Genomic DNA, 22,614 nt, shown 5'->3' with positions numbered 1-22,614 from the left:
CAACAACGTGCCCCTCGGCGGAGGAGCTACCAGCGGGGGTGGGTGGTGGGGCGGAAGTGGGCGTTGTAGAGGGCGCGGACGGCGTCCGCGAACGCGGCGGGGAGGGCGACGCCGGCGGCGGCGGCGTTCGCGCGGGCCTGCTCGGGCGAACGGGCGCCGGGGATGACGGTGCTCACGCCGTCCTGCGCGACGATCCACGCGAGGGCCGCCTGGGCGGGCGTCGCGCCCTCCGGGGCGAGCGCGGCGAACTCGCGCGCGGCGCGCACACCCTCCGCGTAGTCGACGCCCGAGAAGGTCTCCCCCACGTCGAACGCCTCGCCGTGGCGGTTGTAGCTGCGGTGGTCGTCGGCGGCGAACTCCGTCGTCTCGGAGTAGCGGCCGCTCAGCAGCCCGGACGCCAGCGGCACGCGCGCGATGATCCCGACCCCGGCCTCCCGCGCTGCAGGCAGCACCTCGTCGAGCGGCTTCAGGCGGAAAGCGTTGAGGATGATCTGCACGGTGGCCGTGCCCGGCCGCGCGATGGCCTCCAGGGCCTCGGCGCAGGTCTCGACGCTGACGCCGTAGTTCGCGATCGCGCCCTCCTCGACCAGCGTGTCGAGCGCGTCGTAGACGGCGGCGTTCGAGAACACGGGAGTGGGCGGGCAGTGCAGCTGGACGAGGTCGAGCGTGTCCATCCCGAGGTTGCGGCGGGAGCGGTCCGTCCACTCGCGGAACTTCGCGAGCGAGAAGTTGGCCGGGTCCTGCGCCTCGCGGCGGCCCATCTTGGTCGCGACGGTCAGCGGGAGGTCGGGGTGGGAGGCGCGGTAGCGGCCGATGAGCTGCTCGCTGCGGCCGTCGCCGTAGACGTCGGCGGTGTCGAAGAAGGTGACTCCGGCCTCGGTCGCCGCGTCGAGGACGGCGAACGCGTCGGCCTCGGTGACCTCGCCCCAGTCGGCGCCGAGCTGCCAGGTGCCGAGACCGATGACCGAGACGTCGCGTCCGGTCCGTCCGAGGGTGCGATTCTCCATGCCCTCCACCCTATTCGCCCGACCCTCGGCGGGAGGTGGGCCGGGAAGGCCGGTTAGGCGGCGGCCTCGGTGACCTCCTGGTTGCGGAAGTGGCCCGCGAGCATCCCGACCACGCCGACCGCGGCCCAAACGACCAGCACCAGCCACGGGAACAGCGCGTCCGCGGACGGGAAGTACGACAGGTCGCGCAGCAGGGTGACGGAGGCGCCCGGCACGAACCACTGCCCGACCGCGCCCCACGGCCCGGCCAGGAACTGCAGCGGCTGGGCCGCCGCCGACAGCGGGTTGCCCACCAGCACGGTCAGCACGGCGCCGATCGCGATACCGACCCGGCCGAACAGGGCGTTCATCCCGACCACGAAGGCCGCGATCGCGAACATCGCCAGTCCGACGGCCAGCGCGTTGACCCAGAAGTCGCCCTGCAGGATGCCGAACCAGCCCTGCAGGATGCAGGTGACCGCCAGTCCCCCGGCCACGCCGTAGAGCGCGACGGCGCCCAGGCGGCGCCAGCTCCCGGCGACGAGCAGCGAGATGAGCACACCGCCGAGCATGCCGCCCAGCACGAGCGGAAACGACGACGCGGCCAGCCCGAGCCCGCGCGCGTCGGTCGAGGCGAGCGGGACGACGTCGGTCACCTTCACCGTGATGGTGGGCGCCTTCGTGCCGGCGGGCGCGCGGCCGGAGGCGATGGCCTGCTGCACGGCCGCCTGCGCCTGCGCGTTGGCCGCGGCCTGGAGGTTGGCAGCCACGGTGTTCATGATCTGCGCGACCGCGGCGCCGTTGGCCGAGGCGGTCAGCACCTCCGGGCTGTCGCCGAGGACGATCGCCCCGTACACATCGCGCTTGCGGATCGCGTCGACGGCCGCCTGCCGGTCGCTCAGGTTCGTGATCGCGAACGCGCCGCTCGCCGCCGTGTCGAGCTGCTTCTCCACCGCGCTGACCTGCGCGGACGGGCCGGCGACGGCGATCGGGAGGTCCTTGACCGTCGAGGTCACGGTCGGCCACAGGAAGGCGAGCAGGATGACGACGACGATGGCCGCCGCCCCCGCGGCGAGCGCGAGGGCCCGCGCCCAGGGCGTGTGGACGACGGCGGGACGCGTGGTCGGCTCCCGGCGCGGTGTGATCTGGTCGACGCCGGGATCGGTGCTGGTGCTCATGGCGGCCTCCACTCAATAAAAACGAATGCTCGTTCTTTATAATCCGCAGCTCGGCCGCTATTGTCAAGAACGAACGTTCTTTTTTCGAGCCGCGAGGAGGCCGGGATGCCGAAGGTCACCGAGGAGTACCGCACAGCGCGCCGCCACGAGATCGCCCAGGCCGCCCTCCGCTGCTTCGCGCGCAACGGCTTCGCCGCCACCTCGATGGCCGACATCATCGCCGAGTCCGGGCTGTCGGCCGGCGCGATCTACGGGCACTTCACGAGCAAGGACGAGCTCATGGAGCTGACGGCGTCGGAGATCCTCGACGCACGCTTCCTGGAGGTCGCCGAGGCGCGCGCGCAGCAGCCCCTCCCCACGCCCGGCGAGATCGTCCGCCTGCTCGTCACCGGCCTGATGACGCACATCGTGGACATCCAGCTCCTCGTGCAGGTCTGGGGCCAGGTGCCGATCAACCCGCGGCTGAAACAGATGTCGTCCGAGATCGGCGCCCGGATCCGCGCCATGTTCGTCGGCTACCTGACCGATTGGCACGCCCAAACAGCGCCGGGCAAGCAGACGCTCCGCCTCGACGAGGCGCACGCCCTCGCGGAACGGCAGGCGCCCGTCTACATGGGGCTCGTGCAGGGCTACGTCACCCAGACCGTGCTGTTCGACGGCTTCGACGGGGAGGGCTACCTCGACGCGGTCGAGTCGATGTCACTGGCCGGCTGACCCGCGTCGCAGGCCGCCGCGACGACGCGCGCGAGCCGCTTGCGGATGAGGTGGTCGTTGGCCTCCACCCGGTGCATGGTCACGTGCCGCATGGCCTCGATCACTGTGAGGCTCCCCGGCGCGATGAAGGCGTCCATCGTGCCGTAGACGACCTCCACCGGCACGCGCACGCGCGCCAGATCGCCGACGACCGTCTGCCGTTCGACGCAGTTCTGCAGCGACAGCACGAACGGCCGCCAGCTCTTCTCCGTGATCTCGAAGACGTTCTTGATCGGCAGCAGCCGCGCGAGGATGGCGGCGTTGCGGAGGGTGAAGTCCTTGTTGTTCCGCAGGAACTCGTACGCGCGCAGGTAGGCGCTCACCCGCGTGCGCACGCGGCGGTCGCCGATCTCGGCGGGCGACGGGTAGACCGGCGGGCCGACGAGCACCAGCCGGCTGAGCGCACCGGGATGCTCGGCGGCGTAGCGCGCGACGATCAGGCTGCCGAGCGAGTGGCCGACGAGCACGAACGGCTCGCGCAGCTTCAGCGAGCGCAGCGTGCGGTCGAGCGCGGCGACGTGCTCCTCGATCGTGTACTGCGCGTCCTCCGGCGCCGGCGAGCGGCCGAAGCCGAGGATGTCGATCGAGATGGCGCGGTGCCGCGGCTCCAGCAGCGGCACGAGGTTCTGGAACGTCACCGACGACGACGCGATGCCGTGCACGAGCACGACCACCGGCCCCTCCCCCACGTCGGAGGCGATGTGCAGCAGCGGCGGGCGGCGCAGCCCGAGGCCGCGGCGCACCCGTTCGAGGAGGCCGTCGCTCATCGTCACGGCCACCACGGCGGCGCGAGCCGTTCGAGCAGCGCGAGCAGCGCGTCCACGTCCCGCGGCCCCGGCCGGGTGAGCCAGACCTCGATCGCGCCGATGATGCCGTCCGCCAGGTAGCGCTCGATCGCCCGGCGCTCCAGGTCGTCGGCGGCGGGCACGCTCACGCTGTGCTGGGCGAGCAGCAGTTCGATGGAGCCCTGGAAGTGGTCGCTGAGCATGGCGTGCAGGCCGGCCTCCGCGCCCTCCGCTCCGAGGCCGCGACGGTAGACGGCGTCGTGCTCGTCCAGGTGCTGGAGGACCGCGCGCGTGACGCCGCTGATCGCCGCCGCGGCGTCGTCGGGTGCGACATCCACGAGGTAGGCGGCGCGCAGCTCGTCGAGCTGGGCGCGCAGCACGCGCTGCAGGAGGGCGGCGGGCGACGCGGCGTACTCGTACACGGTCGACCGGTGCACGCCGGCGGCGGAGGCCAGGCCGGAGACGGTCACCTCCGTGATCGGCTTCTCTGCTGCGAGGGCGAGCACGGCGGCGCCCAGCCGCGCCAGGGTCTTCTCCTGGCGCGGATCGAGGCGCGTCCGCTCGGGCGTCGCCGCCGCGGCGGCCGTGTTCGCTCGGAGCGCATCCTGCCGCGGGCCGTTCGGCCTGTCTGTGTCCACTCTCTGATCGTACAATTGGACTTATCCGACAGGTGTCGGATATCTGGAAGGAGAACGATTCATGGCTCAGTACGATGTCGCCGGCCGGTCCGCGATCGTCACCGGCGGTGGCTCGGGCATCGGACGCGCGGTGGCGCTGACCCTCGCGGCCAGCGGCGCCGCGGTCCTGGTCACCGACCTCAACGAGGAGCACGCGAAGGCCGTCGTCGCCGAGATCGAGGCCGCCGGCGGAACCGCCGCCGCGCTCGCCGGCGACGTGACCGACCCGGCGTTCGCCACGGCGAGCGTCGAGGCCGCGAACGCCCTCGCGCCCCTGAAGATCGCGGTCAACAACGCCGGCATCGGCGGGGAGGCCGCCCCGGTCGCCGACTACTCGCTGGACAGCTGGCGGAAGGTCATCGAGGTCAACCTCAATGCGGTGCTCTACTCGATGCAGCCCCAGCTCACCGCGATGGCCGCGAACGGCGGCGGTGCGATCGTCAACATGGCGTCCATCCTCGGCAGCGTCGGCTTCGCGAACTCGTCGGCCTACGTCACCGCCAAGCACGGCCTCCTCGGGCTCACGCAGAACGCGGCGCTGGAGTACGCCGGCCAGAACGTGCGCGTCGTCGCCGTCGGCCCCGGCTTCATCCAGACCCCGCTGGTGGAGGCCAACCTGAGCGCAGAGGCGCTGCAGTTCCTGGAGGGCAAGCACGCCCTCGGCCGCCTCGGGCAGCCGGAGGAGGTCGCGGCCCTCGTCGCCTTCCTCGCCTCCGACGCCGCGTCGTTCATCACCGGCAGCTACCACCTCGTCGACGGCGGCTACACCGCCCAGTAAGCCCCGCTTCCGCTCCGTCGAGGGGCACGTAAACGCCCCTAAAACCGCGTTTTAGGGGCGTTTACGTGCCCCTCGGCGTCGGGAGACATAGTGTGTGGAGGGTGAGTGACGTCGAGCAGGAGCTGTTGAGCGACGAGCGGCTGGAGCGGTTCCGCTCCCGGGCTGCGGAGTACGACGCGGAGAACCGGTTCTTCACCGAGGACTTCGCGGAGCTGGCCGACGACGGCTATCTGAAAGCGCTGGTCCCGGTCGAGTTCGGCGGCCTCGGGCTGACGCTGGAGCAGACCGCGCGCCTCCAGGTCCGGCTCGCGGGCGCCGCGCCCGCCACCGCCCTCGCCGTGAACATGCACCTGGTCTGGACCGGCGTCGCCAAGACCCTGCGCGACCGCGGCGACGACTCGCTGGAGTTCCTGCTCCGGGAGGCCGGCGCCGGCGAGGTGTTCGCATTCGGGCTGAGCGAGGCCGGCAACGACCTCGTGCTGTTCGGGTCGACCACCGAGGCCCGGCCGGAGGCGGACGGCTCGTACCGCTACTTCGGCACCAAGATCTTCACCTCCCTTTCCCCCGCGTGGACGCGCCTCGGCACGATGGGCCTCGACACGGCGAGCGCCGACGCCCCGAAGATCGTCTACGGCTTCGTGGAGCGCACCGGCGGCGGCTTCGAGATCCGCGAGGACTGGGACACGATCGGGATGCGCGCGACGCAGAGCAGCACCACCGTGCTCGACGGCGCGCTCGCCCGGGCGGACCGCGTCGTGCGCCGCCTCGACCCCGGCCCCAACCCCGACCCGCTCGTCTTCGCCATCTTCGCGAACTTCGAGCTGCTGCTCGCCGCCGTCTACACCGGCATCGGCGCCCGGGCGCTGGAGCTGGCCGTGGCCTCCGCGCACCGCAGGAAGAGCCTGAAGAACGACGGCCGCAGCTACGCGAACGATCCGGACATCCGCTGGCGCGTCGCCTCGGCCGCGATCGACCAGGACGCCCTGCTCCCCCAGCTGAACGCGATCACCCGCGACGTCGACACCCTCGCCGACCACGGCGCGCAGTGGTTCCCGAAGCTGGTCGGGATGAAGATCCGCGCCACCGAGACGGCCCGCCGGGTGGTCGATCAGGCCATCCGGGTCTCCGGCGGCTCCACCTTCTTCGCCGGCAGCGAGCTCGGCCGGCTCTACCGCGACGTGCTCGCGGGCATCTTCCACCCGTCCGACGCCGAGTCCGCGCACGGCACCGTCGCGAACGCCTGGCTCGGCCCGATCGAGGAGTGACCGCCATGCAGCAGCTCACCCCCCAGCACTTCGCCGACCGGCTGGCCCGCGGCGCCGCCCAGGCGAGGGAGGCCGGCCTTGACGCCCTCCTGGTCGCCCCCGGCCCCGACCTCGCCTACTTCGCCGACTACCTCCCGCCCGCGACCGAGCGGCTGACCATGCTGGTCATCCCGACGGAGGGCGAGCCGACGATGATCGTGCCCGTGCTGGAGCACGACAGCGCCGCCGCGACCCGGTCCGCCGGCGCGATCCGCCTGATCACCTGGGCCGACGGCGAGGACGAGCACGCGCCCCTGGTCGACCAGCTCTGGTCGGGAGGCCGTTACGCCGTCTCCGACTCGGCGTGGGCGTTGCACCTGCTGGCGCTGCAGCACGAGCTCCCGGACGTGCGCTTCGCCGCGTTCTCGACCGCCCTGCCGATGTTGCGCGCGGTCAAGGGGCCCGACGAGCTCGACCGGCTCGCCGCCGCCGGGGCCGCCGCTGACGCGACCTTCGAGGACATCCTGACCGTGGCCTTCGCCGGCCGCCGGGAGAACGAGGTCGCCGCCGACCTGGACCGCCTCCTGCGCGCGCACGGCCACTCCCAGGTGGACTTCACGATCGTGGGCTCCGGGCCGAACGGCGCGAACCCGCACCACGAGGCGGGCGAGCGCGTCATCCAACAGGGCGACATGGTGGTGCTCGACTTCGGCGGCCTGATGGACGGCTACGGCTCGGACACCACCCGCACCGTCCACGTCGGCGAGCCGACCGACGAGGAGCACGAGGTCTTCGAGGTGGTCAAGCGGGCGCAGCAGGCCGCGTTCGAGGCGGTCGCTGTGGGCGTGCCGCTGCAGGAGATCGACCGCACCGCCCGCGCGGTGATCCGGGACGCCGGCTACGGCGAGTATTTCGTCCACCGCGTGGGCCACGGCATCGGCACCACCACCCACGAGCCGCCGTATCTGGTGGAGGGCGAGGAGCAGCCGATCGTGGCCGGCATGTGCTTCTCGATCGAGCCCGGGATCTACCTGCCGGGGAGGTTCGGCGTGCGCATCGAGGACATCGTGGTGGCCGACGACGACGGCGCGCACCGGCTGAACAACACCAGCCGCGAGCTCCACATCGTCCGGTGACAGCGCCGACGGCCCGCACGGGCGACACGGAGGGCGCCGACAGCCGGCGGCCGGCCTCCGAGCGCGGCGACACCGAGCGCCGCGATGCCGAGCGCTTGGCCGCCGAGCGTGCCGCGGCCGAGCGCCGCGACGCCGAGCGCCGCCGCGCCCTCCGCAGCATGAAGGCCCTCGCGACCAGCCTGCTCGCGGTCGCCGCGGTGATCTTCGCCGTCTCGTTCGCGCTCCAGGACCGCTACCCCTGGCTCGGCTTCGTGCGCGCGGCCGCAGAGGGCGCGATGGTCGGCGCGCTCGCGGACTGGTTCGCCGTGACGGCGCTGTTCAAGCATCCGCTGGGCCTGCGCATCCCGCACACCGCGATCATCCCGACCCGCAAGGACGAGATCGGCGAGACGCTGGGCGAGTTCGTGGAGACCGAGTTCCTGTCCGACGACGTGGTCGCGACCCGGCTGGCGGCCTACGACGTGTCCGGCGCCGCCGCCCGCTGGCTGACCGAGCCGGGCAACGCGCGCCGGGTGGTGGACGAGGCCTCCGGCGCCGTGGTCGGCTTCTTCGGCCTACTGGACGACGACCGCATGCGCGAGGCCGTGGAGGCGGTCGTGCGCACACACGTGATCGAGCCGGAGTGGGCGCCGCCGATCGGCCGCCTCGGCGAGCGCATCCTCAGCTCCGGCGGCCACCACGCCGCCGTCGACCTGCTGCTCGACCGGTTCGACGACTGGCTGGTCATCCACCCCGACGCCCTGACGAACCTCGTCTCCGGACGGCTCCCGTCGTGGCTGCCGTCGTTCGTGGACAAGCTGGTGGACGAGCGCGTGTACCAGGAGCTGCGCCGCTTCATCGCCGACGTGCGCCGCGACCCCGCCCACCGCGCCCGCCGGGCGTTCGACGGCTACCTCGCCGAGCTCGCCGAGCGGCTCCAGCACGACCCCGAGACGATCGCCGGACTGGAGGCCGCGAAGGCCCGCGCGTTCGACGACCCGCGCATCCGCGAGCTGGCCGCGCAGGCGTGGGCGGCCGCGCGCTCGGCGGCTGTGGACGCTCTCAGCGACCCGGACAGCGAGCTCCGCCGCCGGATGTCCGCGGCCCTCGCCGACGCCGCCGGCCGGGTGGCCGCGGACCCGGAGCTGCGGGCCTCCCTCAACCAGCGCATCGCCGGCGCGGCCGGGCACCTGGTGTCGACCTACCGGCACGACATCGCGAGCGTGATCACCGAGACCGTGCGCGGCTGGGACCCGGCGGAGACGACCGACAAGATCGAGACCCAGGTGGGGCGCGACCTGCAGTTCATCCGGATCAACGGGACGGTCGTGGGGGCGTTGGCAGGGCTCGCGATCTACACGATCGCGACGCTGATCTCCTCGGCGTTCTGAGAACTACGCCCGCCGCAGCGCCCGGCGCCGCGCGAACGGCATCGCCACGATCCGCCACCCGACCAGGAACACCCCGAGCACCACGAACGCCACCGCGATGAACGCCGGCTCCACGCCCTGACCGGCGGAGGTGCGGATGAGCATCCCCAGCGCGACCGTCATCAGCCAGACCGGGACGCCCGGCCAGATCAGCGCGAGGGGGCGGCGCCAGGCCCAGGTGACGAGCCAGCCCGCGACGAGGCCGATGAAGAACGGCCAGTACGTGCTGAGCACCCCGGAGGCGGACGCCGCCTCGCCGTGGCTGCGGCGCCCGACGAGCACGAACACGAGGATCAGCACGGCGTCGATCACGAACGCCACGGCCGCTGTCCTCCAGGATTTCACGCGTCGATGCTACGATGTCGCGCCCGAGCGTTCGCTGGGTGCGACCCGTGCGGCGGCTTCAATAGACTGGCCGCGTCCAGCCCCCGCAGCCGAGGAGCAGCCGTGCCCAATTCCGACTTCCTGGCCCAGCCGTCGCTGCCCCGTCCGGAGGTCGGCGCCGACGACGCCGCAGCCGTCGCCGAGCACGCCTTCGGGCTCACCGGGCGGATCACCGAGCTGGGCAGCAACCAGGACCGCAACTTCCTCGTCGACACCGGCACGCACCGCTACGTGCTCAAGATCGCCAACCCGGTCTTCGCGGTCGAGGAGCTGCACGCCCAGAACGCGGCGCTCGCACTGCTTGCCGGAGCCGACGCGCGCATCCCGGCCGTGCTCGCCGCCCGCGACGGCGACGACGTCGTCGCGGTGGAGGTGCGCGGCCTGAGGCTGCACGCCCGGGTGCTGAGCTTCCTCGACGGCGAGCCGCTGACCGACGTCGAGCGCCTGAGCGCCGAGCAGCTGCGCACCCTCGGCCGGCTCTCCGGGAGCATCGCCGCGGGACTCGCCGGGCTGCGGCATCCGGGGCTCGCCCGCACCACCCAGTGGGACGCTCGGATCGGCGGCGACGTCGTCGCGCTGCTCGCCGAGCACGTCCTCCAGCCGGCCAAGCGGCTGGCCGTGCTGGCGGCGGCGGAGGCCGCGCTCGCTGCGATCGAGCCGCTGCGACGGCGGCTGCGGGTGCAGGCCATCCACGGCGACGTGACGGACGACAACATCGTGCTGGGCGCGGACGGACCCGGTGTCATCGACTTCGGCGACGTCGCGGACGGCTGGCTGGTCGCCGAGCTCGCGGCGACCGTGACCAGCGCCCTCCACCACCAGCCGGAGGACCCGCTGGCCGTGCTGGACGTGATCGAGGCGTTCCACGCGGAGGCGCCGCTGGACGACGCCGACCTCGCCGCGCTCTGGCCGCTCGTCGTGCTGCGCGGGGCTGTCCTCGTGGTCAGCGGGGAACAGCAGGTGGTTCTCGACGGGGACAACGCCTACGCCGACGAGAACCGCGCGCACGAGTGGGTCGCGTTCGATGTGGCGCGGCGTCTGCCGTTCGCGGAGGTGGAGGCCGCGATCCGGGCCCGGCTGGCGCACGGCGACCGCGAGCCTGACTCACCGGCGCTCGGCCGCCTCATCGCACTCGACAGCACGGACGCCCACCTCGCCGACCTCTCCGTCACCGGCCACGACCTGGACGAAGGGCGCTGGCAGCGCGCGGGCGTCGAGGACGCGGTGCTCGGGCGGATCTGCCGGGACAACGGCCACGCGCTCACCCGCTACGCGGAAGCGCGGCTCACCCGCGCGCGCCTCGACCGCACCGAGCCGTCACCGACGATCGCGCTCGGCGTCACGCTCGACGCCCCGGCCGGCACCGTCGTGCACGCGCCGTTCGCCGGGGAGCTGCGGCTGGTGGAGGGCGCCTGGCTGCTGCACGGCGACGAGGTGGACCTCTGGCTGGACGGGCTCTCCCGCCCGCTGACCACGGCCTCCGTCGACCGCGGCGAGGTGATCGGCAGCGCCGTGCGCCTGAGCGCGCAGCTCAGCCGTGTGCCCGGCTGGCGGCCTCCCGCGTTCGTCACGCCCGCGCTGCCGCAGGCGGTGTGGCGCGCGGTCTCCCCCGACCCCTCCGACCTCTTCGGCGTCGACCTCGCCGCGCCCGCCTCCGACGCGGCCGACGTGCTGTCGCGCCGCGACTCGTCGTTCGCGCGCGTGCAGGAGCACTACTTCGCCGAGCCTCCGCTGATCGAGCGCGGCTGGCGGCACCACCTGTTCGACACGCGCGCGCAGAGCTACCTGGACATGGTCAACAACGTGACCCAGATCGGGCACGCGCACCCGCGGCTCGTGCGCGCCGTCCGCGACCAGTGGGCGCTGCTCAACACGAACTCCCGGTTCCACTACGAGGAGCTCTCCCGGTTCACCGAGCGACTGGCGGAGGTCGCGCCGGACGGGCTCGACACCGTCTTCCTCGTCAACAGCGGCAGTGAGGCGGTCGACCTCGCCCTCCGGCTGGCGCAGGTGCACACCGGCCGCCGGACGATCCTCGCCGTGACGGAGGCCTACCACGGCTGGACGGTCGGAGCCGACGCCGTCTCGTCGTCACTGGGCGACAACCCGCGCGCGCTGGAGACACGTCCGGACTGGGTGGAACTGATCGCATCGCCGAACGTCTTCCACGGCCGCCACCGCGGGCTCGCCTCCGGACCGGAGTACCTCGCCGAGCTGGACGAACAGCTCGCCGCGCTCGACGCCTCTGGCACCGGCATCGCCGGCTTCATCGCAGAGCCGGTCTTCGGCAACGCCGGCGGCCTCATGCTCCCCGACGGCTACCTCGCCGGTGTCTACGAGCGGGTGCGCGCCCGCGGCGGCGTCTGCATCGCCGACGAGGTGCAGGTCGGCTACGGCCGGCTCGGCCACTACTTCTGGGGCTCGGCGCAGCAGGGCGTCGTCCCCGACGTGATCACGGTGGCGAAGGCGATGGGCAACGGGCACCCGCTCGGCGCGGTCATCACGCGGCGGGAGATCGCCGAGTCGTTCGCGGCGGAAGGATCGTTCTTCTCGTCGGCCGGCGGAAGCCCGGTCAGCTCGGTCGTCGGCCTGACGGTGCTCGACGTGATGCGCGACGAGCGGCTTCAGGAGAACGCGGCCGAGGTCGGTGACCACCTGGCCGCGCGGCTGCGCGCGCTCGGGGAGCGGCATCCCCTCGTCGGAGCGGTGCACGGGATGGGGCTCTACCTCGGCGTCGAGCTGGTGCGCGACCGGAGGACGCTGGAGCCGGCGACCGCCGAGGCCGCGCTGGTGTGCGAGCGGATGCTGCAGGAGGGCGCGATCGTGCAGCCCACCGGCGACGGCAAGAACGTGCTGAAGATCAAGCCGCCGCTGTGCATCACGCGCGAGAGCGCCGACCGCTTCGTGGACGCGCTGGACCTGGTGCTGGCGACGATCTAGCCGCGCCCGGGCTCCCCTGGGCGTCTTCCCGCTCGCCTTGACTAGTACCCCTCCTGGGTATAAAGTCGTCTCCGTTGGGATACCCCCTCTGGGTATACGTGAAGCGGAGGACAGCCATGACGACCACGACGTTCCAGGTGACCGGGATGACCTGCGAGCACTGCGAGCGCGCGGTGACCGAGGAGGTGACCTCGATCGCCGCGGTGACGGGCGTCGGCGTCTCGGCCGCGACCGGCGTGCTGACCGTCGAGTCCGCCTCCCCCGTCGACGACGCCGCCGTGCTCGCCGCCGTCGAGGAGGCCGGGTACAGCGCGGTCCGCGCCTGATGTCCGCGACCGGCGCCACGGACAACCAGCCGCGACTGGAGCTGCTGATCGGCGGGATGACCTGCGCCTCCTGCGCGGCCCGGGTCGAGAAGAAGCTCAACAAGCTGGACGGCGTGGAGGCCAGCGTCAACTACGCGACCGAGAAGGCGACGGTGTTCGCGCCCGCCGGGTACGACACCGCGGTGCTGGTCGCGCAGGTGGAGAGCGCCGGGTACACGGCGGCGGTTCCGGCGCCTCCCGCGGGACCCGACGAGCGTGGAGCCGACCCCGAGCTCGCCTCGCTTCGCCGGCGGCTGATCGTGAGCGCGGCACTCGGCCTCCCCGTCGTGCTGCTCTCGATGATCCCTGCCCTCCAGTTCCCGGCGTGGCAGTGGGTCGCGCTCACGCTGGCGACGCCCGTCGTCGTGTGGGGCGCGTGGCCGTTCCACCGCGCCGCCGCCGTCAACCTGCGGCACGGGGCGGCCACGATGGACACGCTGGTGTCGCTCGGCGTCACCGCGGCGTTCGCGTGGTCGGTGTACGCGCTGGTCTTCGGCGGCGCGGGCTCGCCCGGCATGACCGGCGCGGACCTCTATCTGGAGGTCGCCGCGGGCGTCACGGTGTTCGTGCTCGCCGGCCGCTACCTGGAGAAGCGCTCCAAGCGGCAGGCGGGGGCGGCGCTGCGGGCGCTGCTGGAGTCCGGCGCGAAGGAGGCCTCGGTGCTGCGCGGCGGCGACGCGCCGCGCGAGGAGCGCATCCCTGTCGAGCGCCTGGTCGTCGGCGACGTCGTCGTCGTGCGCCCGGGCGAGCGGATCGCCGCGGACGGCGTCGTGACCGACGGCTCGGGCGCGGTCGACGCGTCGATGCTCACGGGCGAGTCGGTCCCCGTGGAGGTCGGCCCGGGCGACAGCGTCGCGGGCGGGACGGTCAACGCCGGCGGCCGCCTCCTCGTGCGCGCCACCTCGGTCGGCGCGGACACGAAGCTCGCGCAGATCGCACGCCTGGTCGAGGACGCACAGTCGGGCAAGGCCGCGGCGCAACGCCTGGCGGACCGGATCAGCGGCGTCTTCGTCCCCGTGGTGATCGGGATCGCGCTCGTCACCCTCGTGGCGTGGCTGCTGCTCGGCGCGCCCGTGGAGGCCGCGTTCACCGCGGCGGTGGCCGTGCTCATCATCGCGTGCCCGTGCGCTCTGGGACTCGCGACCCCGACCGCGCTGCTCGTCGGCACCGGGCGCGGCGCGCAGCTCGGCATCCTGATCACGGGGCCGGAGGTGCTGGAGGCGACGCGGCGGGTGGACACCGTGCTGCTGGACAAGACCGGGACGGTGACGACAGGGCGGATGACGCTGGTGGGCGTCGTGGCGGAGGACGGCGACCGGGCCGGGGCGCTGCGCCGTGCGGGCGCCGTGGAGGACGCCTCCGAGCACCCGATCGCGCGCGCCATCGCCGACGCCGCCAGGGACGCCGGACCGCTGCCGCCGGTCGCGGCCTTCCGCACCGACGGCGGCCTCGGCGTCTCGGGAACGGTCGACGGCGAGCGCGTCGTCGTCGGACGCGAGTCGTTCGTGGCGGCGGCGGGGATGCCTGTCGGCCCCGTCCTCCAGCGGGCCGTCGCGGATGCGGAGGCCTCCGGCGTGACCGCCGTCGTCGTGGGCTGGGGCGACCGTGCCCAGGCCGTGCTCACGCTGGCGGACGCCGTGGCGCCGCACAGCGCGGAGGCGATCCGCCGGCTGACGCGGCTCGGCCTGACGCCGGTGCTGCTCACCGGCGATCACGAGACCGTCGCGCGCCGGGTCGCGCACGAGGTCGGGATCGCGGAGGTGATCGCCGGCGTCCTCCCCGCGGAGAAGGCGGCGGTGGTCCGGCGCCTGCAGTCGGAGGGCCGGCGGGCCGCGATGGTCGGCGACGGGGTCAACGACGCGGCGGCGCTCGCGGCGGCCGACCTCGGGCTGGCGATGGGGACGGGGACGGACGCCGCCATCCAGGCCGCCGACCTCACGCTGGTGCGCGGCGACCTGACTGCCGCCGCTGACGCCGTGCGGCTGTCGCGGCGTACGCTGGCGACCATCCGCGGCAACCTGTTCTGGGCGTTCGCGTACAACCTCGCGGCGCTGCCGCTGGCGGCGTTCGGTCTGCTGAACCCGATGATCGCGGGTGCCGCGATGGCGTTCTCGAGTGTCTTCGTCGTGACCAACAGCCTGCGGCTGCGTACGTTCCGTCCGGAGCGCGGAGCCGAGGATCGGAGGAGATCGTGAGCCAGACCGAGCACAGCGGGCACGCCGGCCACGCCGGGCACGCCGAGGCGGAGCACGAGCACACCGAGCACGCCCAAGCGCCACACGACCACTCCGGCCACGACCACGCCGCCCACAACCACTCCGGCCACGTCGACGCGTTCCGCCGCCTCTTCTGGATCAACCTCGTCATCGCCGTCCCGGTCGTCGCCTTCTCGCCGATGTTCGCCATGATCCTCGGCTACCCGCTCCCCGACGCCGCCTGGGTCGCGTGGGTCTCCCCTGTGCTCGGCACCGTCATGTTCGTCTGGGGCGGCCGGCCGTTCCTGACCGGCGCCGTCTCCGAGCTGCGGGCGCGGCAGCCCGGGATGATGCTGCTCATCGCGCTCGCCATCACGGTCGCGTTCGTCGCGTCGTGGGGCGCCGCCCTCGGCCTCCTCGACCACCAGCTCGACTTCTGGTGGGAGCTCGCCCTCCTCATCGTCATCATGCTGCTCGGTCACTGGATCGAGATGCGCTCGCTCGCCCAGACCACCTCCGCCCTCGACTCGCTCGCGGCCCTGCTGCCCGACGAGGCCGAGAAGTTGGAGGGCGACGCAACGGTCGTCGTCTCGCCCGCCGACCTCGCGGTGGGCGACCTCGTGCTGGTGCGTCCGGGAGGGCGCGTCCCGGCCGACGGGCGCGTGGAGTCCGGCGCGGCGCAGGTGGACGAGTCCATGATCACCGGCGAGTCGCGTCCCGTCTCGCGGGGCGACGGCGATCCCGTCATCGCGGGGACCGTCGCGACCGACTCGGCCCTGCGCGTGCGGGTCACCGCGGTGGGCGACGACACCGCGCTGGCGGGGATCCGCCGGCTCGTCGCCGACGCCCAGAACTCGTCCTCCCGCGCGCAGCGGATCGCCGACCGCGCCGCGGGCTGGCTGTTCTGGTTCGCGCTCGGCTCCGCGGCGATCACGGCTGCCGTGTGGACGGCGATCGGCCTCCCCGACGACGCGGTCGTCCGCGCCATCACCGTGCTCGTGATCGCCTGCCCGCACGCGCTCGGCCTCGCCATCCCGCTCGTGGTCTCGATCGCGACAGAGCGCGCCGCCCGCGGCGGTGTCCTCGTGAAGGACCGCCTGGCGTTGGAGACCATGCGCACGGTCGACACGGTGCTGTTCGACAAGACCGGGACGCTGACCAAGGGTGAGCCCGCCGTCACGGGCGTGGACACGGACGGCGACGACGACCGCGTGCTCGCCCTCGCGGCGGCAGCGGAGTCCGACTCCGAGCACCCGCTCGCGCGCGCGATCGTGTCCGCCGCCTCCGCCCGCGGCCTCGCTGTGCGCGCGGCCGGCGACTTCACCGCCTCCCCGGCGGTCGGTGTCGCGGCGACGGTGGAGGGCCAGCGGGTGGAGGTCGGCGGCCCCGCGCTCCTGGAGCTGCGCGGCGCCGCCGAGCGTCCGATCGCCGCGACCTGGCGGGAGGAGGGCGCGATCATCCTGCACGTCCTGGTCGACGGGCGCACCGTCGGGGCCCTCCGCCTGGCCGACGAGGTCCGCGAGGAGTCGCGGCAGGCCGTGGCGGCGCTGAGGGAGCAGGACATCCAGGTCGTGATGATCACCGGCGACGCGGAGGCCGTCGCCGCGTCGGTCGCCCGCGAGCTCGGGATCGACCGCTGGTTCGCCGGCGTGCGCCCGGAGGACAAGGAGTCGACCGTCGCCGGCCTCCAGGCCGAGGGCCGCACCGTCGCGATGGTCGGCGACGGCGTCAACGACGCCCCCGCGCTCACGCGAGCGGACGTCGGCATCGCGATCGGCGCCGGCACGGACGTCGCGATCGCCTCCGCCGGCGTCATCCTGGCCAGCGACGACCCGCGCTCGGTGTTGTCGGTGATCCGGCTGTCGCGGGCGAGCTACCGCAAGATGACGCAGAACCTGTGGTGGGCAGCCGGCTACAACCTGATCTCGGTCCCGCTCGCGGCGGGCGTCCTGGCGCCGATCGGGTTCGTGCTGCCGATGTCGGTCGGCGCCATCTTGATGTCGCTGTCCACCATCGTCGTGGCGCTGAACGCGCAGCTCCTCCGCCGCCTCGACCTCCGCCCCGAGACCCTCTGAAACGTCCGCCGAGGGGCACGTAAACGCCCCTAAAAGCGCGTTTTAGGGGCGTTTACGTGCCCCTCGGCGGGTGGGTGGGGCGCAGCGCGGCGGCCGCGGCGCGCGTAATGGCGGCGGCGACCGCGTCGAGCGCTGCCGAGTGCAGCGACCACTGCTGCCAGTACAGCGGCACGTCCACCGCGCCTCCCGGGTCGAGCACCACCAGCCGGCCGTCGGCCACGAGCGGGTCGGCCTGCAGGTCGGGAATCATCCCCCACCCCAGCCCGAGCACCGCGGCGCCGACGAACTCCGTGGACGCCGGGACGAAGTGCCGCGGCGGGTGCGCTCCCGGCGCCAAGGCGGCCACGTAGCGGTCCTGGAGGGCGTCCTTGCGGTTGTAGACCAGCATCGGAGCGACCGCGGCCCGCTCCGCCGTCCAGCCGTCCGGGCACCAGCGCTCCACGAAGGCCGGGCTGGCGAGCGGGCGGTAGCGCATCGCCCCCAGCGCGGTGACCGTGCACCCCTGCACCGGCTCGGAGTCGGAGCCGATCGCGCCCATCGCGGTCCCGTCGCGGAGCCGGCCGATGGTGTGCTCCTGGTCGTCGAGCACGATGTCGAACACCGCGCCGGGCACGGTCGCGAGCGCGGGCAGCACCCAGGTCGCGAGGGAGTCCGCGTTGACGACCAGCGGGATCGGGGTCGCTGCCGCCCCGTCGCCGCCCTCCAGCTCGGCCGCCGCCTCCGCCTCCAGCAGCGCGACCTGGCGGGCCAGCCGCAGCAGGACGGCGCCGGCCTCCGTGGCCTGGATCGGCTTGCTGCGCCGCACGAGCACCCGTCCGCTCTGCTCCTCCAGCGACTTGATCCGCTGGCTGACCGCAGAGGGCGTGATGTGGAGGGCCGCGGCGGCGCGGTCGAAGGTGCCGTGGTCGACCACCGCGGCCAGCGTGCGGAGCTGATCGGTCGAGGCATCCATCGTCAGCAATGCTAATGGTTCGTAAGGAAATCAAGCTGTACTGATGGCGCGCGCATCCCTATCGTCGAATGGTGCTCTCCGTCTACCTCACCGGCCTCGGCTCCGCCGCCGCCCTCATCGTCGCCATCGGCGCGCAGAACGCGTTCGTCCTCCGGCAGGGCCTCCGCCGCGAGCACGTGCTCGCCGTGGTCGCGATCTGCGTCGTGAGCGACGCGCTGCTGATCGCCGCGGGCGTCGCCGGGATCGGGACGCTGGTGAAGGCCGCCCCACTCGCACTCCAGATCGTGCGCTGGGCGGGGTTCGCGTTCCTGGTCGGCTACGCGGTGTACGCCGCCGTCCGCGCCGTCCGCCCGAGCACGCTCACGGCCGCGACCACGGGAGGCGGCACGCTCGCCGCGGCGATCGCCACCTGCCTCGCGATCACCTGGCTGAACCCGCACGTCTACCTCGACACGGTGCTCCTCCTCGGCTCGCTGTCGGCGACGCACGGCGACCCGGGCCGCTGGGTGTTCGGCGCGGGTGCGGCGACGGCGAGCCTGCTCTGGTTCCTGCTGCTCGGGTTCGGGGCACGGGTGGCGGCGCCGGTGTTCGCGCGGCCGGTGGCCTGGCGCGTGCTGGACGCGGGGATCGCGGTGCTCATGCTGGTGCTCGCGATCATGCTGGTGGTCTGAGACGACACCGCCGCCAACGAAAAGGACCGCCATTCCTGGCGGTCCTTTTCCTTCCGGTGGAGCTAAGGAGATTCGAACTCCTGACCTCTTCGATGCGAACGAAGCGCGCTACCAACTGCGCCATAGCCCCGGGGGATTGCTTAGAAACAATAGCACCCTCGCGGTGTCGATTCGAAATCGAGCGGGGCTCAGCTGGCGGCCCGACGGCGGCGGAGGACGGCGTCCAGGTCGAGGGCGCCGTCGTCGACCGAGCCGACGATCCCCATGCTGGAGTACACGCTCTGAGCGGCCTCCGCGACGGGCGCGGGAGCCGGGCGGGACACGACGGGCGCAGCCTCCTGCACGACCGCGACCGGGCGCAGCCGCACGGGCGCGGGAGCGGCGGGCGCGGCCTCGGCGACGGCGGTCGCTTTCCTCTCGAACTCCGCGCGGGCGGCCATGCGACGCAGCTCGGCGGCGGCGTCCACCGACGCCATCGCGGCGGCGGCCACGGTCCCGGGCGACAGGTGCAGGGGCTTCGGGAGCGGCTGCGGCGTCCAGCTCTGGCGCAGGGCCTCCTGTACCGGGAGGTCGTGCTTGGCGTCGTCGTACAGCGCGGGCGACGCGGGCGCGGCCGGGATGAACGGGACGGGCGCGGGCATGGCGTTCGCCGAGCGGGACAGGCGGCTGAGCATCGCGAGCGCGGCCACCGTGACCGTGGCGGACGCGGCGGCGAGCAGCCACGCGCCGGTCGCGAGCAGCAGCGCTCCGCCGGAGGCGGCGCCGACCAGGCCGGCGACCATGAGGAGGGTGCAGAGGGCGCGGGAACGGCGCAGCCGGCGACGGCGCTGGGGCGAGAGCACCGGGCGGGCGTTCAGCGCCGCCAGCTCACGTGCCCGCTGGGCCGCTGCCGCACGGGACGCGCGCTCCACCGCGATGGCCTCGGCGGCGGCGCGCTCGGCCTCCTCCGCGGCCTGACGGCGCTCCTCGGCGACGGCCAGCTCGCGGCGGGCGTGGGCGGCGGCCTCCGCGCGCGCGGAGGCCAGACGCCTCTCCTCCGATCTGCGGAGGATCCGCTGCTGCTCCGCGACCGTCTTGGCGGTCGCCTCCATGCGAACCTCGTCCGGAAGCTCACTCGTCTCGGCCAGGATGCGCAGCGTCTGCTGCAGGCGCACGGCGTTCCGCTCGGTCGCCAGGTACTCGCGGCGACGCAGCCACACCGGGACGAGGTAGGCCAGCCAGAGGGCGGCCGCGATGGCGACGACGACCCCTCCGCCCATCACATCCCCAGTCATGCTCCTACGGTAGGGGTCGGCCGGTCGGCGTCCCGGGACGCGCCCGGGTGTGTCTTCGATGGAGAGGACTCTCAGCGTGCGTTCGACCGGCGTGCGGCACGCACCGAGCGTCGCCAGGCTCAGTGCCGCCGGGCCACCGGCAGCGGGATGGCCGCCGCCGCACGGTCCTCCGCGGTCACCGCGGCGGCCTCCGCGGGCGCCTCGCCGTCCATCCAGCGCCGCAGCACGCCCTGCGGCAGCTCCTCCGACACCAGGCCGAAGCAGAAGTGGTCGCGCCAGTCGCCGTTGATGTGGATGTAGCGCCGCCGCAGTCCCTCGTAGCGGAAGCCGAGCTTCTCGACCACGCGCAGGCTCGGCGCATTCTCCGGGCGGATGCAGATCTCCATGCGGTGCAGGCCGAGCTGGTAGAAGCAGTAGTCGGTCGCCAGCGCCACGGCGGTCGGGGTGATGTTGCGGCCGGCGAACTCCTCCGCGATCCAGTAGCCGATCGTGGCGCTGGAGAGCGAGCCGTAGGTCACCGACGACACGTTGAGCTGGCCGGCCAGCCGGCCGTCGTACTCCACGATGAACGGGAGGCCGTGCCCGGCCCGCGCGTTCGCGAGCAGGGAGCGGATGCTGGCGCGCGTGTCGAACGCGCCGGGCGAGTAGGGACTCGTGGCCTCCCACTGCCGCAGCCAGGACCGGTTGTCGAGCAGCGAACGCTCCAGGGCGCGCGCGTCCCTCAGTCGGATCGGTCGCAGTGCGATCCGTCCCTCGCTCAGCGTGGGGATGACGAACGCCACGGCGTCCTCCTTCTGCGGCAACCGTTCGCCGCAGATAGAACGCTAGCGGTTAACGCCCTCCGACGCGTCAGCCGCGTCGGTCGGCATCTCGTCCAGGATCTCGCGGGGCTCGTCGTGGAGGCCGTCGGCGAACTCCTTCAGCCACGGCCGCAGCTCCGGGCCGAGGTCCTCGCGGTCGACCGCCAGCTGCACGATCGCCTTGATGTAGTCGAGGCGGTCGCCGGTGTCGTAGCGGCGGCCGCGGAAGACGACGCCGTAGACGCCGCCCGTCCAGTCCGGCGCCTGGGCCATCGCCTCCAGGGCGTCGGTCAGCTGGATCTCGCCGCCTCGGCCCGGCTCGGTGCGCTCCAGGACGTCGAAGACCTCCGGGCGCAGCACGTAGCGGCCGATGATCGCGTAGTTGGAGGGCGCCTTGTCGGCGTCCGGCTTCTCGACCAGGCCGGTGATGCGCACCACGTCGTCGTCGCCGGTCTCCTCGATCGCGGCGGCGCCGTACAGGTGGATGGACTCGCTCGGCACCTCCATCAGCGCGACGACGGTGGCGTTGTACTTGCGCTGGACGTCGAGCATGTGCTGCAGGAGGTCGTCGCGCGAGTCGATGATGTCGTCGCCGAGCAGCACGGCGAACGGCTCGCGGCCGACGTGCATCTTGGCGCGCAGCACGGCGTGGCCGAGCCCCTTCGGGTCGCCCTGGCGCACGTAGTGGAGGTCGGCGAGCGAGGTCGAATAGTGCACCTTCTCGAGCCGGTCGGTGTCGCCCTTCCTCTCGAGCGTGTCCTCCAGCTCGGCGTTGCGGTCGAAGTGGTTCTCGAGCGCGTTCTTGTTGCGCCCGGTCACCATGAGCACGTCGTGGAGGCCCGCGGCGACGGCCTCCTCGACCACGTACTGGATGGCCGGCTTGTCGACGACCGGCAGCATCTCTTTCGGCATGGCCTTCGTCGCCGGGAGGAACCGGGTGCCGAGGCCTGCTGCGGGGATCACTGCTTTCGTCACGTGAGTAGCCATAGCGCCCACAGTATCCGCATTTCGACCGGGGTCCCGGGGTGATCTTCTAGGATTGCGCTATGGAGACCGACACAGCAGCCCATCGCAAGCGCGCCCTGCGCGCCGAGCTGCGCGAGCGCCGGCAGAACCTCACGAGCACGGAGCGGCAGGCTGCTGCCGCCGGAATCACCCGGAACTTGGTCGACCTGACGACGGACCTCTCGGCCCGCTCCGTGGCCTGTTACCTGTCGACGACGATCGAGCCGGACACCCGGCCGTTCGTCAACTGGGCCGTCGCCCAGGGGCTGCGGGTGCTGCTCCCGGTCTCCCGCGAGGACGGCCTCCTCGACTGGACGACCGGCGACGGCGAGACCGAGACCGAGGGGCTCTACGGGATGCCGGAGGCCGTCGGCGAGCTGCTCGGGCCGATCGCGATCAACGACGTCGACCTCATCCTCGTGCCGGCCGCCGCCGTCGACGCGACCGGGATGCGCATGGGCTGGGGCCGGGGCTATTTCGACAAGACGCTCGGCAGCATGGAAAAATGTCCCCCGGTGTACGCCGTCGTGTTCGACGGCGAGCTCGTGGACGAGGTCCCGCGCGAGCGGCACGATCAGCCGGTCGACGGCGCGGTCACCCCCACCCGCATCGTCCAGTTCACCTGACCCACCCAGCACACGGAAGACCATGCCGACCTACTCTTACTCGTGCCGCGACTGCGGCCACGCCTTCGACATCCACCAGGCGTTCACCGACGACGCGCTCACGGTCTGCCCGAACTGCGGCGGCACGCTGCGCAAGGTGTTCGGGGCGGTCGGCGTGACATTCAACGGGTCCGGGTTCTACCGGACGGACTCGCGCGGCGGGGCGAAGACGGGAGGGGCGTCGTCGGGGTCGCCCTCGTCGGGGTCCTCTTCGTCGTCTTCGTCGGGCTCGGGCTCGTCGTCCTCGTCGGGCTCGTCCTCTTCTGGCTCGTCCTCCTCCTCTTCCGGCTCGTCGGGCTCCGGCTCGTCGGCGTCGTCGGGCTCCGCAGCCTGATCCCGCGC

Annotated in this window: 21 protein-coding genes and 1 tRNA gene; 12 read left to right on the top strand and 10 right to left on the bottom strand. The window is 73.0% G+C overall.

Annotation, left to right across the window (positions count from 1 at the left end):
• Positions 1 to 26: 26 nt before the first annotated feature.
• Complete coding sequence (locus tag ABCS02_RS04280; protein ID WP_345834357.1) at positions 27 to 1,007, bottom strand: aldo/keto reductase; 981 nt, start codon at positions 1,005 to 1,007, stop codon at positions 27 to 29.
• Positions 1,008 to 1,060: 53 nt separating this feature from the next.
• Positions 1,061 to 2,164 (bottom strand): ABC transporter permease, encoded by a 1,104-nt coding sequence (locus tag ABCS02_RS04275; RefSeq protein WP_345834356.1) that lies wholly within the window; start codon positions 2,162 to 2,164, stop codon positions 1,061 to 1,063.
• A 105-nt stretch (positions 2,165 to 2,269) separates the two neighbouring features.
• On the opposite strand from ABCS02_RS04275, the gene ABCS02_RS04270 reads away from it, so the two are divergent.
• Positions 2,270 to 2,878 (top strand): TetR/AcrR family transcriptional regulator, encoded by a 609-nt coding sequence (locus tag ABCS02_RS04270; protein WP_345834355.1) that lies wholly within the window; start codon positions 2,270 to 2,272, stop codon positions 2,876 to 2,878.
• Here ABCS02_RS04270 and ABCS02_RS04265 read toward each other — a convergent pair.
• Together ABCS02_RS04265 and ABCS02_RS04260 are read right to left on the bottom strand one after the other, a co-directional pair.
• Positions 2,839 to 3,684 carry an alpha/beta hydrolase gene (locus ABCS02_RS04265; RefSeq protein ID WP_345834354.1) on the bottom strand — a complete coding sequence of 282 codons (846 nt, stop codon included), beginning with the start codon at positions 3,682 to 3,684 and terminating at the stop codon, positions 2,839 to 2,841. The two genes, ABCS02_RS04270 and ABCS02_RS04265, sit on opposite strands and share 40 nt — an antisense overlap.
• A 2-nt stretch (positions 3,685 to 3,686) precedes the next feature.
• Positions 3,687 to 4,340, bottom strand: a complete 654-nt coding sequence (locus tag ABCS02_RS04260; protein WP_345834353.1) for a TetR/AcrR family transcriptional regulator — start codon at positions 4,338 to 4,340, stop codon at positions 3,687 to 3,689.
• A 61-nt stretch (positions 4,341 to 4,401) separates the two neighbouring features.
• On the opposite strand from ABCS02_RS04260, the gene ABCS02_RS04255 reads away from it, so the two are divergent.
• The 4 genes from ABCS02_RS04255 (at position 4,402) to ABCS02_RS04240 (ending at position 8,907) form a co-directional block, all read left to right on the top strand.
• A complete protein-coding gene (locus ABCS02_RS04255) occupies positions 4,402 to 5,157 on the top strand; it encodes an SDR family NAD(P)-dependent oxidoreductase (RefSeq protein WP_345834352.1) in 756 nt (251 codons plus the stop codon).
• A 101-nt stretch (positions 5,158 to 5,258) separates the two neighbouring features.
• Positions 5,259 to 6,422 (top strand): acyl-CoA dehydrogenase family protein, encoded by a 1,164-nt coding sequence (locus ABCS02_RS04250; protein ID WP_345834351.1) that lies wholly within the window; start codon positions 5,259 to 5,261, stop codon positions 6,420 to 6,422.
• Between the two features lie 5 nt (positions 6,423 to 6,427).
• A complete protein-coding gene (locus ABCS02_RS04245; RefSeq protein WP_345834350.1) occupies positions 6,428 to 7,537 on the top strand; it encodes an aminopeptidase P family protein in 1,110 nt (369 codons plus the stop codon).
• Positions 7,534 to 8,907: a DUF445 domain-containing protein gene (locus ABCS02_RS04240; RefSeq protein ID WP_345834349.1), complete on the top strand. Its 1,374-nt coding sequence runs from the start codon at positions 7,534 to 7,536 to the stop codon at positions 8,905 to 8,907. Before ABCS02_RS04245 ends, ABCS02_RS04240 begins: the two co-directional genes overlap by 4 nt.
• 3 nt (positions 8,908 to 8,910) lie before the next feature.
• On the opposite strand, the gene ABCS02_RS04235 is transcribed toward ABCS02_RS04240, so the two are convergent.
• A complete protein-coding gene (locus ABCS02_RS04235; RefSeq protein ID WP_345834348.1) occupies positions 8,911 to 9,291 on the bottom strand; it encodes a DUF3054 domain-containing protein in 381 nt (126 codons plus the stop codon).
• 102 nt (positions 9,292 to 9,393) lie between these two features.
• Between ABCS02_RS04235 and ABCS02_RS04230 the strand changes: the two genes are divergently transcribed.
• The 4 genes from ABCS02_RS04230 to ABCS02_RS04215 all read left to right on the top strand — a co-directional run bounded on the left by ABCS02_RS04230 (position 9,394) and on the right by ABCS02_RS04215 (position 16,905).
• Positions 9,394 to 12,270 (top strand): aminotransferase, encoded by a 2,877-nt coding sequence (locus tag ABCS02_RS04230; RefSeq protein WP_345834347.1) that lies wholly within the window; start codon positions 9,394 to 9,396, stop codon positions 12,268 to 12,270.
• 116 nt (positions 12,271 to 12,386) lie between these two features.
• Complete coding sequence (locus ABCS02_RS04225) at positions 12,387 to 12,596, top strand: heavy-metal-associated domain-containing protein (protein ID WP_345834346.1); 210 nt, start codon at positions 12,387 to 12,389, stop codon at positions 12,594 to 12,596.
• The gene (locus ABCS02_RS04220) at positions 12,596 to 14,830 is read left to right on the top strand and encodes a heavy metal translocating P-type ATPase (protein ID WP_345834345.1); all 2,235 of its coding nucleotides are present in this window, start codon (positions 12,596 to 12,598) and stop codon (positions 14,828 to 14,830) included. The genes ABCS02_RS04225 and ABCS02_RS04220 overlap by 1 nt, the downstream gene beginning before the upstream one ends.
• Complete coding sequence (locus ABCS02_RS04215; RefSeq protein ID WP_345834344.1) at positions 14,827 to 16,905, top strand: heavy metal translocating P-type ATPase; 2,079 nt, start codon at positions 14,827 to 14,829, stop codon at positions 16,903 to 16,905. Before ABCS02_RS04220 ends, ABCS02_RS04215 begins: the two co-directional genes overlap by 4 nt.
• 52 nt (positions 16,906 to 16,957) lie before the next feature.
• Here ABCS02_RS04215 and ABCS02_RS04210 read toward each other — a convergent pair whose 3' ends face one another.
• Positions 16,958 to 17,857: a LysR family transcriptional regulator ArgP gene (locus ABCS02_RS04210; RefSeq protein ID WP_345834343.1), complete on the bottom strand. Its 900-nt coding sequence runs from the start codon at positions 17,855 to 17,857 to the stop codon at positions 16,958 to 16,960.
• A gap of 71 nt (positions 17,858 to 17,928) precedes the next feature.
• Between ABCS02_RS04210 and ABCS02_RS04205 the strand changes: the two genes are divergently transcribed.
• Positions 17,929 to 18,528 carry a LysE/ArgO family amino acid transporter gene (locus ABCS02_RS04205; RefSeq protein WP_345834342.1) on the top strand — a complete coding sequence of 200 codons (600 nt, stop codon included), beginning with the start codon at positions 17,929 to 17,931 and terminating at the stop codon, positions 18,526 to 18,528.
• A gap of 57 nt (positions 18,529 to 18,585) precedes the next feature.
• Here the strand turns inward: ABCS02_RS04205 and ABCS02_RS04200 are convergent.
• The 4 genes from ABCS02_RS04200 to galU form a co-directional block, all read right to left on the bottom strand.
• Positions 18,586 to 18,658, bottom strand: a tRNA-Ala gene (locus ABCS02_RS04200).
• 58 nt (positions 18,659 to 18,716) lie between these two features.
• Complete coding sequence (locus ABCS02_RS04195) at positions 18,717 to 19,802, bottom strand: hypothetical protein (protein ID WP_345834341.1); 1,086 nt, start codon at positions 19,800 to 19,802, stop codon at positions 18,717 to 18,719.
• Between the two features lie 119 nt (positions 19,803 to 19,921).
• Positions 19,922 to 20,584 carry a GNAT family protein gene (locus tag ABCS02_RS04190; protein WP_345834340.1) on the bottom strand — a complete coding sequence of 221 codons (663 nt, stop codon included), beginning with the start codon at positions 20,582 to 20,584 and terminating at the stop codon, positions 19,922 to 19,924.
• Between the two features lie 42 nt (positions 20,585 to 20,626).
• Entirely contained in the window at positions 20,627 to 21,589 is a 963-nt protein-coding gene (gene galU, locus ABCS02_RS04185) for a UTP--glucose-1-phosphate uridylyltransferase GalU (protein WP_345834339.1), read from the bottom strand.
• A 59-nt stretch (positions 21,590 to 21,648) separates the two neighbouring features.
• Here galU and ABCS02_RS04180 point away from each other — a divergent pair, with 59 nt between their 5' ends.
• The gene (locus ABCS02_RS04180; protein ID WP_345834338.1) at positions 21,649 to 22,233 is read left to right on the top strand and encodes a 5-formyltetrahydrofolate cyclo-ligase; all 585 of its coding nucleotides are present in this window, start codon (positions 21,649 to 21,651) and stop codon (positions 22,231 to 22,233) included.
• 22 nt (positions 22,234 to 22,255) lie between these two features.
• Positions 22,256 to 22,606: an FmdB family zinc ribbon protein gene (locus ABCS02_RS04175; protein ID WP_345834337.1), complete on the top strand. Its 351-nt coding sequence runs from the start codon at positions 22,256 to 22,258 to the stop codon at positions 22,604 to 22,606.
• The last annotated feature ends 8 nt before the right edge of the window (positions 22,607 to 22,614 follow it).

This window comes from Microbacterium sp. X-17, assembly GCF_039615055.1.
Note: the sequence above shows the minus strand (reverse complement) of the source record. Positions and strands in the feature narration are given on the sequence as shown.

Coding starts and splice junctions, on each gene's coding strand:
- ABCS02_RS04280 (WP_345834357.1), bottom strand. CDS start 1,007: ATGGAGAATCGCACCCTCGGACGGACCGGACGCGACGTCTCGGTCATC.
- ABCS02_RS04275 (WP_345834356.1), bottom strand. CDS start 2,164: ATGAGCACCAGCACCGATCCCGGCGTCGACCAGATCACACCGCGCCGG.
- ABCS02_RS04270 (WP_345834355.1), top strand. CDS start 2,270: ATGCCGAAGGTCACCGAGGAGTACCGCACAGCGCGCCGCCACGAGATC.
- ABCS02_RS04265 (WP_345834354.1), bottom strand. CDS start 3,684: ATGAGCGACGGCCTCCTCGAACGGGTGCGCCGCGGCCTCGGGCTGCGC.
- ABCS02_RS04255 (WP_345834352.1), top strand. CDS start 4,402: ATGGCTCAGTACGATGTCGCCGGCCGGTCCGCGATCGTCACCGGCGGT.
- ABCS02_RS04245 (WP_345834350.1), top strand. CDS start 6,428: ATGCAGCAGCTCACCCCCCAGCACTTCGCCGACCGGCTGGCCCGCGGC.
- ABCS02_RS04225 (WP_345834346.1), top strand. CDS start 12,387: ATGACGACCACGACGTTCCAGGTGACCGGGATGACCTGCGAGCACTGC.
- ABCS02_RS04220 (WP_345834345.1), top strand. CDS start 12,596: ATGTCCGCGACCGGCGCCACGGACAACCAGCCGCGACTGGAGCTGCTG.
- ABCS02_RS04210 (WP_345834343.1), bottom strand. CDS start 17,857: ATGGATGCCTCGACCGATCAGCTCCGCACGCTGGCCGCGGTGGTCGAC.
- ABCS02_RS04195 (WP_345834341.1), bottom strand. CDS start 19,802: ATGACTGGGGATGTGATGGGCGGAGGGGTCGTCGTCGCCATCGCGGCC.
- galU (WP_345834339.1), bottom strand. CDS start 21,589: ATGGCTACTCACGTGACGAAAGCAGTGATCCCCGCAGCAGGCCTCGGC.
- ABCS02_RS04180 (WP_345834338.1), top strand. CDS start 21,649: ATGGAGACCGACACAGCAGCCCATCGCAAGCGCGCCCTGCGCGCCGAG.
- ABCS02_RS04175 (WP_345834337.1), top strand. CDS start 22,256: ATGCCGACCTACTCTTACTCGTGCCGCGACTGCGGCCACGCCTTCGAC.